The sequence below is a fragment of the Chryseobacterium carnipullorum genome, assembly GCF_900142785.1.
Classification (GTDB): Bacteria; Bacteroidota; Bacteroidia; order Flavobacteriales; family Weeksellaceae; genus Chryseobacterium; species Chryseobacterium carnipullorum.
In genome coordinates this window covers 329,219-341,564 of the sequence record NZ_FRCD01000001.1, presented here as the reverse complement: position 1 = coordinate 341,564, position 12,346 = coordinate 329,219, and the positions used below count along the sequence as shown (strand labels likewise).

Sequence of the window (12,346 nt, the reverse complement as noted above, 5' to 3'; positions counted from 1 at the left end):
TCCACAAAATAGCTAAAGACGTCAACTTCTTCTTCTTTTTACCTATCATTTCAGATATCCACAAATAACTATTATTTAATGTGGAAAAAGCTCATTAAATTGAATAATCAATTGAAATTAAATAAATTACTATTGTTAATAACCTGTGGAAAAACTATTAAGAAGGTATTAAGATATCATGGAAAACACAATATTAATCTGTTAAAATCATGTGAATAACCTAACGAAAACATATTTAAAGGGTGTTGATAATCCAATTTTCCTATGCTGATAAATTGTGGAAAAGATGTGAATAGCGAAAAAACATATTCGTGAATCACATACCGAATTATAATGGCAAAATTTCCCTTCATCAAGCCAGTTATTATCACAATCTTTTCCTGTTATTTTCGTTACATTTGTAGTTTTGTGATTTTTCACAGAAAACGTTAAAAAAAATGATCTTTTTTAAATTAACAGCACGCTTTTTGTTTGTGCTAATTGCCTGAAGAACCAAATGATGTTAAATAACAACTCCAAATATTACAACCTTTTTTTTCTGCTTTTTATATCCTGTCTCACGTATGCCCAAAACACAGCAAACGGTAGAATCACCGATGCAAAAACCAACAAAGAAATTTCCGGTGTAGATATCTTTATCAATGACAGCACAACCCCTTTTCTGAAGACTTCCGTGGGAAACTTCAGCGTCCAGTCTGACAGCATTATTTATAAACTAAAATTTTCGAAAAAGAACTATTCCGCTGAAACCGTTAACATTACTCCTGAAACAGCAGAAAACATTTTCGTAAAACTTTCACAGGAAAAAGAAAATACCATTGCTGAGATTGTCATCCATAACGAAAAACCTAAGTATAAAAACAAGAAGGAAAATCCTGCTTATGCCATTATGCAGGAAGTATGGAAAAGAAAACGAAATAACGGCTTAGAAAAGTTCGACACCTATACCTATAAAGAGTATGAAAAAATCCAGTTTGACGCCAACAATCTGGACAGTGCTTTTATGAGTAAAAAGATCTTTAACAAACTTGACTTTATTTTTGATTATGCTGATTCTACAGCGAGCGGAAAAATAGGACTTCCTATATTCCTGAATGAGTCCATGTATGAAAATTTCGGGGAAAACAAACCGGGGAAAAAGACAAAAAGATTACTTGTCGCCCAAAAAACATCAGGATTTCAGGATAATCAGGTCATCACCATTACGGCAAAAAACCTCTACAGAGATATTAATATTTACGATAACACGTTAAATTATTTTGACATCGGATTTCCTAGCCCCGTGGGCACCAATGGATTCAGCACCTACGATTATAACTTAACCGATACGATCTCTATCCACGGAGAGAATGCTTATAAGATCAGATATCAACCCAAAAGGAAAGACGTTTTAGCTTTTCAGGGATACCTTTATATAGATACAGATAGCTATGCTGTGCTGGGAGCCACTTTAAAATCAACCCAGAAAATCAACGTTAACTTTATCAATAGTATTTCCACAGAGCTGGAATATGATAATCCTGACGAAAATACATTCCTTCCTAAAAAATTCATTACAGAAATAGAGCTTACCCCTTTTGCGAAAAAAAGAACTTCAAAAAGTATTATTGCAAAACGGTCCGTTGATTATTCACAGTATGAATTCAACAAGCCTCTTGATGACAAAGTATTTACCCGCAGAGAAGAAGAATACGATGATAAATTTGTTGATAAAGACGATGCTTATTGGGCAAAAGCAAGACCGGACTCATTATCAAAATCGGAGCAGGGAGTTTACGAGATGCTTGACAGGCTTCAGCAGACCCCAAAATTCAACCGTATTGTTAAAATCTACGAAACACTCGCATCAGGATATTACAACGCCTTTAAAGGTATTGATATCGGTCCTATTTTTTCAATTTATGGTAAAAATGAGGTTGAAGGAGACAGGATAAGACTGGGAGCCAGAACGTATTTCGGACAAAATGATCCCTGGAGAGTTCAGTTTTATACCGCATACGGATTCAAAGACCAACAGGTTAAATACGGAGCAGAAGCTCGCTACATGTTCAACAGGGTCAACAGATTTATGATTGGCGCCGGAACCAAGCGAGACATCGAACAACTTGGGGTACAGCTTACGACTGATGACGGAATCATGGCAAGAACTTTTGCATCATCCACCCTTTTTGCCAGAGGAGAGAACGCTTCTTTGAGTTCTATCAACAAAACTAATATTTTTGCCTCTATTGAGCCATGGAAAAACTTCCAGGTAAGAGTAGACGGAACCCTGCAGAGCATCAAATCTGCCAATCCCGAGAAGTTCAGCCTGATGTACTACCGCAATGGTGATTTGCGAAAAACCCTTAATGATTCTCACGTTACGCTTAGCTTAATTGCAAGACCGGGAGCCAAATTCTCCCAGACCGGAGTAGACCGTTATGAACATGGAACATTGGCACCTACTATTATATTGAAATACACGAGAGGAATTGAAGGATTATTCAATGGTGATTTCAATTACAACAGACTTCAGTTTATGTTCTACAAGCCCGTATTGCTCGGAAGCTGGGGTAAGACCATGATCAGCTTCGAGGCTGGAAAGACTTTCGACAATGTTCCGTTAGGACTTCAGAATGTAATCCCGGGAAACCAATCTTACAGTCTGGCACAAAATACATTTGCACAGCTTAATTATTATGAATTTGTTGCTGATACGTATTCAACACTTCATCTTGAACATCACTTTAATGGAAAGATACTTTCTTTCATTCCTTTGATTAAAAAACTGAAGCTCAGAGAGATTGCCTTTATCAGAAGTGCTTACGGAACTTTAAGTGACGCGTCTAAAGCGATCAATGTAGACGGATTTAAATATTCCGCACCCAGTGAGCAGATTTATTTTGAATATGGATTCGGAATTGAAAATATAGGAATCGGAAACCTTAGGATCTTTAGAGTAGACTTCAACTGGAGAGGAAATTATCTCGACAGACCTGATATTTCTACATTTGGTATCAAAGCAGGATTCCAGGTAGGATTTTAATAAGAAGACAATATAAGAACGGGCTGCATCTTCGAAGATGCAGCCCATTTCATTCTTACTAAGTTCATGAATATTGACTTTATTCAGGTTTGTACACTTAGCATTTCCAACCCTCATTAACATGAAGCAGGAAAATGCATTTTCTTCAAATCAGTCATTCCACCAGATATCACATACGGTAGCTACTGTTTATTTATCTGTTAAACAAATAGATATATGTTTCATTACAGTGGAATAGGGTAGAATTATTTATCCTTGAAAATAAAAAAACCTCAGCGTATGCTGAGGCCTTTCAATAACTTTATTTACATTAACATGGGCAAGGATCCGGGTCCATAACCATATTAATACATCTAAGTCTCTGCTGTGATGTCCATGAACACCATTCACCGCAGGTAGTTGCAGGAGGTGGACACAATACAGCTCCACCGGCAATAGTTCTAAGTTTGTTCTTAGATAATTTTCTGAGATTTTTCATAATAATTAGCTTTGATTTGTTCGCCTACTCTCTACGCTTTTCGGCATCCGCATATGATTTGTTATTTGATGGTTAACAAATATATAAATATTTCACCAAAATTGGAATATTGGCGAAAATATTTTGCTTTTAACGGATATAGACATAAAAAAACCTCAGCAAATGCCGAGGTTTCAATTTTTATAAAACGCTTAAAAAATTATGCGTTTGCTTCTACAGATACGAAAGATCTGTTGTTTGCTTTCTTTCTGAAAACTACTTTACCGTCTACTAATGCAAACAAAGTGTGGTCTTTACCCATTCCCACGTTTTCACCCGGGTGATGTTGTGTACCTCTTTGTCTGATAATAATATTTCCGGCAATAGCTTCTTGTCCACCGAAAATCTTCACACCTAATCTCTTAGAGTGAGACTCTCTACCGTTCTTGGAACTACCGACTCCTTTCTTGTGTGCCATTTTATTACTGGATTATTTGTTAAGTGCTTTAAATTGATCAATATTCTTAACGATAGCAGCATCTACTTCTTCGTGAGTAAGAATAGTTTTTTCTAATTCCACTTTAACTGCTTTACCTAAAGTAATTAAAGTTTCTCTGTTCTCTTTAGACTGAGACAAGTTGTTTTTCTTCAGGTGATAGTTCAGTTCATGATCTTCACCAAAGTTAACAGTTGCGTTGTCAGAAAGAATTTCAGTTTTTGCTGTTTCTTTTTTAGTCACTTTCTTTGCTCCAGCTTCAAAACCGGTAATACCAGTGATTCGAATCTGAGTTAAAGATTGTCTGTGACCATTCTTTACTTGGTAACCTTTTCTTCTTTTCTTTTTGAAAACGATTACTTTATCAGCTTTTACATGGTCTAGGATCTCTGCATCTACAGTGATACCGCTTACAGCTGGGGCGCCAACAGTGATTGAACCGTTTACAGTAAGAAGAATTTTATCAAAAGAAACCTTGTCTCCTTTTTCTCCTTTCAAACGGTTTACAAACAACTTCTGGTCTTGCTCAACTTTATATTGAAGCCCTGCTATTTCTACAATTGCAAACATTGTTTATAAATTTTTAGTTATTTCGAGGTGCAAATATATGAATAATTTTCTAAATAGCTTGCAATCAGATCTGTATTTTTTTAGAAAAACAATTTAGGGTCATTTAAAGAATTCCCCGTTGTAAAATATTCAATCGTAAACCTATTTTGAAAAGAAATAATTTCTTATTACCAACAGTTTAAAATCAATACTCAATGGTCTATTCATCCCTTTTTCTTAGTTATATCAAGGCATAAAAGAAAATTACCTGTACAAATTCCTATTAATATTTACAATTAGATTTATTTTTTTCATCAAAATAATACAAAAAATATAAATTCACTATGTTTTGAATAATTTATCACATTAAAGCACTCATAATTAAGAGATAATTTTATACCTTCGTTATCACCAAAAATATTTTATATGAAAAGAAACTTCAAATTCTGCTTATTAGCAGGAGCCATGGCTGCTTTCTCATTGTCAGCCTGCCGTGACGACAAAATGGAAGAATCTGTTCTTCCTGAATCTCAATCTGCAAGCGCAAAGATCGAACAGCCGGGAGATCTTCAAAAAAGCTGCTCTTATGTAGACCAGAACTGGAGCTCATCTTCTTTACTGTACACTACTCTTCAGAATTCTACGGACACCAACTTTATGAATTCTCAGATGACTAAAATTGCAAGTTTATGGGGAAGAAGCAATCCTACCCTTCGATTTGTGAATGACCCTTCCAACTTTAATTCTACGTACAATGCCATTTCTTATTCCACAGGAAAGATTTACTATGGCTACGCTATTTATTATGATGCAAAAAGCAAAGGCGGAGATATTGTCAATGCCATGATCCTTGCTCATGAATATGGTCATCAGTTACAATACATTTTTGGACTGCCTACCGTTAATGAATCCACCGCAAGACCCAACGAACTGGAAGCAGATGGTTTTGCAGGATATTATTTAAGAAGACCGAACGGATACAACAAAACCAACTTTACAGAAATTGCCGCTGCCTATGAATTTGCACAAAGCATCGGAGATTATCAAACGAACAGCGCCAACCATCACGGAACTCCTCCACAAAGAAGATCCGCTGTACGTTTAGGATTTCTTCTCGGACAGTACGATCTTAATGCCGCGAATTTCGACTATAATTTCTTCTATTATTATCAGGGTGTATTAAACGGAACTTATAAAATGGGCAAAAACTCCGCAAACCCGGAGATCGATGCTTATATGAGCCAATACATGGATGAACTTAGAAAAATTCAGACGGGAGAAATTTCTGCAGAAGAATTTAAACAACTTCAATAAACATTCATTTTTAGCATATTTAACAAAGGAGGCAGGCAGCAATGTCCTGTCTCTTTTTATTTTTATCGACAAATATCCTAAAGTTTATTTACTTTTGAGCCATATCGTACAACAATGAACAGAGACCTCTACATTGATTTTGCCAAGGGAATAGCCACACTTTCCATTATATTCATCCATACCGCTTTCTGGTCGGGACAGTTTTATATTCCTGCAGAAATCAGAGTATTTTCTCTGGTATTTGATGTTGCGCTTTTTTATGCACTCAGTGGAATTACTTCCGGATCGAACGTAGAAAAAACATTGTACAGGTTATTAAAACTTCAGATCACCTATATGATCTTTGTCACCTTCCTTTTCTTTTTAGATTACTTTTTCAAAGTATTTGGATTAACATTCTTTTCTATGGAATGGCTTCAGAGCTTTTATTCAACGTTTGGATCAAAATATGCCACAACCGGTGTTTCCGATATCCCGCAATGGCAGAATCTTGGAAACTGGTACCTTCACCAATATACGAATGCAGACACTTTCCCAGTGGTTATGGGCAGCTTCTGGTACCTCAAAGTTTATTTTATTTTAGCTGTTTTTGGAGTATTAATTTTAAGATTTTTTCCTAGACATGTCAACTGGTTCATAGGACTTTGCCTTGTTTTAACCTTAGTATTCAATATTTTCCCGGAAACCTATCCTACAGGTCAAGTCGGTTATGTAGCTTTCTACCTGGCCATCTTTTTAATTGCCAACAGAATGCGCGGAAAAAAAATTCCGGCCAAAGCTATTCCTGTCGTTTACGCAGCAGTTGCGGCGGCCCTGATCTGGATGTTCTGGTATTATGGAAGTGAGATCTTTTATAAAATCAATAAAAATAAATTCCCGCCAAAGATTCCTTATATTATCTGGTCATTATTCTCCCTCACTACCTTACTGGTGCTTTATAACAGATTAAAAATTACAAAAGAAAATTTTGTTACCCACATCGGAAAGAATGCCATTTTCTTTTACTTCGCTCAGGGAATAAGTTCCTCGCTCGTCTATTTTATAGTTGTTGCTTTAAAAGAAAATATGCCCTGGTGGACGCTGATGATCCTCATTTATATCATTAATATAATCTTTGCCTTCATTATTGCAGCAGGATTAAAAAAGGTAGACGATCTCGGGTGGAAAGTTCTGGAATTTTTAAGGAGAAAAACTGCTTCTTAACACTTTAGCTCTCTATTTGAAATAAAAAAAAACTTTAGTATCGCAATTTATTTTAATTTTACAAAAAATTCAAAACATGTTTAAGTTGAAACTTCCTACCGATCCAAGGTGGGCAAATATTGCAGAAGGAAACATAGGAGAAATTTTAACGGATCATGCGTGGTGCGAGCAGAAAGCCACAACCAATGCCATCAGTTTAATCAATATGCTCCCAGAATACCCGGAAATTGTAACGGAACTTATTGCCATTGCGCAGGAAGAGCTCGACCATTTCAGCCAGGTTCACGAAATTATCAAGAAAAGAGGATATGTTTTCGGAAAGGCGAGAAAAGATGATTACGTCAATGAACTGGCTAAATTTGTTGTTCAGGGACGAAGAGAAGATTTAATTGTTGATAAATTACTTTTCGCTGCCATGATTGAAGCAAGAAGCTGTGAAAGATTTAAAGTTCTTACAGAAAACATCAAAGATGAAGAGCTTAAAGCTTTTTATAAAGAATTAATGATCTCAGAAGCCAATCATTACACGACTTTCATTGGTTTTGCAAGACAGCTGGGTGATCTCGAAAAGGTAAACCAACGCTGGGAAGAATGGCTGGAATACGAAGCCAGTATCATCAAATCTTACGGAAACAAAGAAACCATTCACGGTTAAAATAAAAAAAGTAAAAAATCCACGTTGAAAAAACCGACTTTCGAAAATATTGCTAATTTTTTTCTGAAAAATTTCTTTCAGGGACTGGTTATTATTGGCCCGATCGGGCTGACCATCTTTGTGATATGGTATATTGTCAGTGCTATTGACAACCTTATTCCATCTGTCGCAAGGGAAGTCCCGGGTCTGGTTTTCATTTCAACCATACTGATGACTGCAATCCTGGGCTATCTTGGAAATAAATTCGTAGTCGGACGGTTCTTTTTTGACACCATGGATAGCCTGCTGGAGAAAACTCCCGGGGTGAAACACATCTATACGCCTACAAAAGACGTCATGTCTTCATTTGTAGGAGACAAAAAGAAATTCAACGATCCGGTCTGGGTAAAAACCAACGAAAATCCTGAAATCTGGAGAATCGGCTTTCTGACCCAAAAAGAAATGTCGGACGTTGACAAGCACAATTACGTTGCGGTATATCTGCCCCACTCCTACGCTATTTCAGGATGGGTAATTGTTACTGAAGAAAAAAACATCAAACCTGTTGTGGGAATGACTGCGGCTTCTGCCATGAAGTTTGCCGTAAGCGGCGGTGTAGCCGGGTTCCATTCTGACGACAATATATTTAAAGCTCCGGAGTAATCTCTTCTGCTCCCTTTTAAATATACATTGATGAATTTGAAATTTTTTTCAAACAAATTTTCTTTACAAACAATCTAAAAAATATTTTAACGCATGAAATTACCGTACGCGGAACCATTCCGTATCAAAATGGTGGAGGAAATCCGCCAGTCTACCAGAGAAGAAAGAGAGCAATGGCTTAAAGATGCCAATTATAATCTTTTTAACCTAAAGTCATCCCAGGTTTTCATCGATCTTCTTACCGATTCCGGGACAGGAGCGATGTCCGACAGACAATGGGGCGCATTGATGACCGGAGATGAAAGCTATGCCGGGTCACGATCTTTTGAACAGCTTCAGAATGCCGTTGAAAAAATCACCGGTTTTAAATATTTACTACCAACTCACCAGGGAAGAGCTGCTGAAAACGTTCTTTTCTCAGTTCTGGTAAAAGAAGGCAATGTTGTTCCTGGAAACTCTCATTTTGACACGACTAAAGGTCACATCGAGTTCAGAAAGGCACATGCAGTAGACTGTACCATCGATGAAGCTTTTGACATTAATGATCTGCATCCGTTTAAAGGAAACATCAACCTGGAAAAGCTGGAAGAGATTTACAAAAGCCATCCTAAAGAAAACATCCCTTTCTGTTTGATTACGATCACTTGTAACTCTTCGGGAGGACAGCCTGTTTCTCTGGAGAACATGAAAGCAGTAAGAGAACTTTCCAACCGATATGGGATTCCTGTCTTCTTTGACTCAGCGCGATTCGCAGAAAATGCTTATTTCATTAAAAAAAGAGAAAAAGGCCAGGAAAACAGAAGCATCAAAGAAATCTGTAAGGAAATCTTCTCATACGGAGACGGAATGACGATGAGTTCCAAGAAAGACGGTCTTGTTAATATTGGAGGATTCATTGCGTTAAACAGTGAAGAAATCTTTAGAAAAGCATCCAACTTTACAATCATTTATGAAGGTTTCATTACCTACGGAGGAATGGCCGGAAGAGATATGGCTGCTTTGGCCGTTGGTCTGGATGAAGCAACAGAATTCGCTTACCTTGAAAGCAGAATTTCTCAGGTGGAATATCTTGGAAACAAACTGATTGAATACGGAATTCCTGTTCAGAAACCCATCGGAGGACATGCTGTTTTTATTGATTCCCTAAATTTTCTTCCCAACGTATCCCGTGCAGAATATCCTGCGCAGACTTTAGGACTTGAGATTTACAAGGAAGCAGGAATCAGAACCGTAGAGATCGGTACACTATTAGCCGACAGAGACCCTGAAACCAGAGAAAACCGTTATCCAAAACTGGAATTGGTACGTCTTGCAATTCCTAGAAGAACGTATACCAACAACCACATGGACTACATCGCTGCAGGAATCAAAAACGTATATGAAAGACGTGAAGAGATTTCCAAAGGATATAAAATCACTTGGGAACCAGATTTACTAAGACACTTTACAGTACAGCTTGAAGAAGCTTAACAATAAAACCGGGATTCAGCTCCCGGTTTTTTAGTTACATTTCAGCAAAAAAAAACACGCGAAACTTCTGATCAAAATATATCAACTCATGTATTTTTTATGTTATGTATAAATTATTCTAAATTAAAATCATTTACTTTATTCAAATGATGATCGTTTTTAATTTACATTTGCACTTATCAAAAAAAACAGTTTACAGGACGTAAACGTAAACACTAACTGAAAAAATCCATCATTCCGAAATGAACAAAATTGCTGTCGTGGGCGCCGGCATCTCCGGCTTAAGCATAGCGAGTTACTTAGAAAAACATCAATTAGATTACCACATTTATGAAAGAAGGAAAAAAGATGATCTTACAGGTCACGGCTTTCTGCTTCCGAAAGAAGGGATAGAATATCTGTCACAGATCGTTGATCAGTCCTTGCTTTATAAACAGGGTAATTTTTTAAAGAAATACATCAGGTATTCACATCAGGGAAAGATACTTGCAGAAAAAGAACTCCATGATGTCTTTGTCATTTCCAGAAGCTCGCTTATTGATATTCTGGCCCGAAATATTCCTGCTGAAAAGATCACATATGAAGAAACGGTCATCCCCTGTACCCTTCAGAAAGGGAAATTAAAAAAGCATGACGGAACGTATTTAGATTCTGATCTTGCCATTGTTTCTGATGGTTCTAAAAGCCGTATCAGAAGAGAAACCTTCCAGGACGAGGTCATGAGAACGGTGCAGGAATATGAAATTGTGAACATCATCAAATGTAAGGAGATCGCTGCGTGCTTAGAAGACAACTTCATGAAATACCATCACGAAGATGGCGGACTTACTTTCGGGATCCTGAAGCTTTCCGAAGACACCGTCTTATGGTACGCTCAGTTTGATCATGAAAAATACAAAATCAGTGAAGCATCTACCGTTGAAAACCTGAAAAGCTATATGTTTGAAATTTTTAACGATTGGGATCCTATGGTATCTTCTATCGTAAAAGGATCAAATTATGAAAATGTCCATTTGTGGCGGGTCTATGAACTGGAGAAACTCAACCCTTTTTTCAACGATAATATTGTTTTCATAGGTGATGCTGCCCATCCGCTCATCCCCTTCACCAGCCAGGGCGTAACCTCAGCACTAAAGGATTCTTTTACTCTGACTCAATGTCTGATAACAGAAAAAAACAGGGTCAATGCCTTCAGAAAATATGAAGCAGAAAGGAAACCGGAAATAGAAATTCATATCAGAAACGGAAGAACCCTGCTGAATGAGTTTCTGAAACCTCTTCACCAACTGACCGAAAATATTTTACCCATATCCTATAAATAAAGCCAATGTTCAGTAATAACGATATCAATTTTGAAGCCTTAAAGAGAAAAGCCTACAACGGCAGATGGGCAACCATAGAAGAGGGAATTATTCCTCTGACAGCTGCAGATCCGGATTTTAGAACCGCCCAGGAAATAGAGCAGGGAATCATAGAATACATCAAAGACGGCTATTTAAGCTATGGGCCTTTTTCAGGGCTTCCTGAGTTTAAAAAAAATGTTGCAGAACATTTTAATACTGATAAACATGGCCGTTTTACACCTGACAACGTTCTTGCTGTGAACAGCGCTGCGCAGGGAATGTTCCTGATTGCATCCTATGTTTTAAAGCCTGGAGACGAGGCCATTATTTTAGATCCCGTAGATTTTCTGTTCAAAAGATCTGTAGAAGCTGCCGGAGGAACTGTCAAATTATGCCCTGTAAATCACACAACCGGAGATATTGATTTTGAAAAAATGACAGAACTGATCAATCCGAAAACCAAACTCATCAGTATATGCAATCCTCATAATCCACTTGGAAAAGTATACTCCAAAGAAGTTCTGAAAAAAGTCTCTGAAATTGCTTCTGCTCATGACCTTTGGGTGATGAGTGATGAAATATGGAGTGACATCATCTATGACCATAAAGACTTCCATACCTATTCATCTGTTTCAGAGGAGGCAAGGAAAAAAAGCTTCACGGTTTATGGTTTTTCAAAATCATTTGGAATCGCAGGACTCCGGATTGGAGCTGTTTTGTGTAATGATCAGGATATATTTGATGACTTTGTAGAAAAATCAAATTTCAATTCTACGATAGAAGGGGTTTCTACGCTTTCACAAATTGCTGCCAGTGTTGCCTTGGAGCGCGCAAAACCATGGTATAGAGAATTTCTAAGCCACTTACAGAATAACAGGAACTTTGCTTATGATATTCTGAGCGGATCAGAGATTTTAACTCCGAACTTACCTGAAGCTACCTTCGTATTATTTCCAAAGATCAAAAACAATCTTACCAGTGATGAATTTACCCGGCACGTACTTCAGCATGGGAAAGTAGCAGTTGTTCCGGGTTCTGAACGATGGTTTGGAAAAGGAGCTGAGGGCCATATCAGAATTTGCTTCTCCACTTCAAGGGAAATTCTGGAGGAAGGCCTTAACCGGATCATCAAAAGTTTTTAAGGTTAAAAAAATTCATAAATTATAATTATATACTTAATATTTTACTGAAA

11 protein-coding genes are annotated in these 12,346 nt (G+C 37.2%); 8 read left to right on the top strand and 3 right to left on the bottom strand.

Annotated elements, in window-relative coordinates; translation table 11 throughout:
* Window positions 1-496: 496 nt before the first annotated feature.
* The gene (locus BUC06_RS01565) at window positions 497-3,025 is read left to right on the top strand and encodes a DUF5686 family protein (protein WP_228423599.1); all 2,529 of its coding nucleotides are present in this window, start codon (window positions 497-499) and stop codon (window positions 3,023-3,025) included.
* A 310-nt stretch (window positions 3,026-3,335) separates the two neighbouring features.
* On the opposite strand, the gene BUC06_RS24480 is transcribed toward BUC06_RS01565, so the two are convergent.
* The 3 genes from BUC06_RS24480 to rplU form a co-directional block, all read right to left on the bottom strand.
* Window positions 3,336-3,503, bottom strand: a complete 168-nt coding sequence (locus tag BUC06_RS24480) for a bacteriocin-like protein (protein ID WP_407919917.1) — start codon at window positions 3,501-3,503, stop codon at window positions 3,336-3,338.
* A 199-nt stretch (window positions 3,504-3,702) separates the two neighbouring features.
* Window positions 3,703-3,960, bottom strand: a complete 258-nt coding sequence (gene rpmA, locus BUC06_RS01560) for a 50S ribosomal protein L27 (RefSeq protein ID WP_034726841.1) — start codon at window positions 3,958-3,960, stop codon at window positions 3,703-3,705.
* A gap of 12 nt (window positions 3,961-3,972) precedes the next feature.
* Window positions 3,973-4,548: a 50S ribosomal protein L21 gene (gene rplU / locus BUC06_RS01555; RefSeq protein WP_073328790.1), complete on the bottom strand. Its 576-nt coding sequence runs from the start codon at window positions 4,546-4,548 to the stop codon at window positions 3,973-3,975.
* Window positions 4,549-4,953: 405 nt separating this feature from the next.
* Between rplU and BUC06_RS01550 the strand changes: the two genes are divergently transcribed.
* The 7 genes from BUC06_RS01550 to BUC06_RS01520 all read left to right on the top strand — a co-directional run bounded on the left by BUC06_RS01550 (window position 4,954) and on the right by BUC06_RS01520 (window position 12,296).
* A complete protein-coding gene (locus tag BUC06_RS01550; RefSeq protein ID WP_073328787.1) occupies window positions 4,954-5,841 on the top strand; it encodes a neutral zinc metallopeptidase in 888 nt (295 codons plus the stop codon).
* Window positions 5,842-5,955: 114 nt separating this feature from the next.
* Complete coding sequence (locus BUC06_RS01545) at window positions 5,956-7,044, top strand: acyltransferase family protein (RefSeq protein ID WP_073328785.1); 1,089 nt, start codon at window positions 5,956-5,958, stop codon at window positions 7,042-7,044.
* A 76-nt stretch (window positions 7,045-7,120) separates the two neighbouring features.
* Window positions 7,121-7,699 (top strand): MiaE family protein, encoded by a 579-nt coding sequence (gene miaE, locus BUC06_RS01540; protein WP_073328783.1) that lies wholly within the window; start codon window positions 7,121-7,123, stop codon window positions 7,697-7,699.
* 24 nt (window positions 7,700-7,723) lie between these two features.
* Entirely contained in the window at window positions 7,724-8,341 is a 618-nt protein-coding gene (locus tag BUC06_RS01535) for a DUF502 domain-containing protein (protein ID WP_073328781.1), read from the top strand.
* Between the two features lie 93 nt (window positions 8,342-8,434).
* Window positions 8,435-9,811 carry a tryptophanase gene (locus tag BUC06_RS01530; protein ID WP_073328779.1) on the top strand — a complete coding sequence of 459 codons (1,377 nt, stop codon included), beginning with the start codon at window positions 8,435-8,437 and terminating at the stop codon, window positions 9,809-9,811.
* Window positions 9,812-10,053: 242 nt separating this feature from the next.
* Complete coding sequence (locus BUC06_RS01525) at window positions 10,054-11,133, top strand: FAD-dependent monooxygenase (protein WP_073328777.1); 1,080 nt, start codon at window positions 10,054-10,056, stop codon at window positions 11,131-11,133.
* Window positions 11,134-11,138: 5 nt separating this feature from the next.
* Window positions 11,139-12,296, top strand: a complete 1,158-nt coding sequence (locus BUC06_RS01520; RefSeq protein ID WP_073328775.1) for a pyridoxal phosphate-dependent aminotransferase — start codon at window positions 11,139-11,141, stop codon at window positions 12,294-12,296.
* Window positions 12,297-12,346 lie beyond the last annotated feature (50 nt).

Bases quoted from the DNA above. Each gene is read 5' to 3' on its own strand.
- BUC06_RS01565 (WP_228423599.1), top strand. From the start codon at position 497: ATGATGTTAAATAACAACTCCAAATATTACAACCTTTTTTTTCTGCTT.
- BUC06_RS24480 (WP_407919917.1), bottom strand. From the start codon at position 3,503: ATGAAAAATCTCAGAAAATTATCTAAGAACAAACTTAGAACTATTGCC.
- rpmA (WP_034726841.1), bottom strand. From the start codon at position 3,960: ATGGCACACAAGAAAGGAGTCGGTAGTTCCAAGAACGGTAGAGAGTCT.
- rplU (WP_073328790.1), bottom strand. From the start codon at position 4,548: ATGTTTGCAATTGTAGAAATAGCAGGGCTTCAATATAAAGTTGAGCAA.
- BUC06_RS01550 (WP_073328787.1), top strand. From the start codon at position 4,954: ATGAAAAGAAACTTCAAATTCTGCTTATTAGCAGGAGCCATGGCTGCT.
- BUC06_RS01545 (WP_073328785.1), top strand. From the start codon at position 5,956: ATGAACAGAGACCTCTACATTGATTTTGCCAAGGGAATAGCCACACTT.
- miaE (WP_073328783.1), top strand. From the start codon at position 7,121: ATGTTTAAGTTGAAACTTCCTACCGATCCAAGGTGGGCAAATATTGCA.
- BUC06_RS01530 (WP_073328779.1), top strand. From the start codon at position 8,435: ATGAAATTACCGTACGCGGAACCATTCCGTATCAAAATGGTGGAGGAA.
- BUC06_RS01525 (WP_073328777.1), top strand. From the start codon at position 10,054: ATGAACAAAATTGCTGTCGTGGGCGCCGGCATCTCCGGCTTAAGCATA.
- BUC06_RS01520 (WP_073328775.1), top strand. From the start codon at position 11,139: ATGTTCAGTAATAACGATATCAATTTTGAAGCCTTAAAGAGAAAAGCC.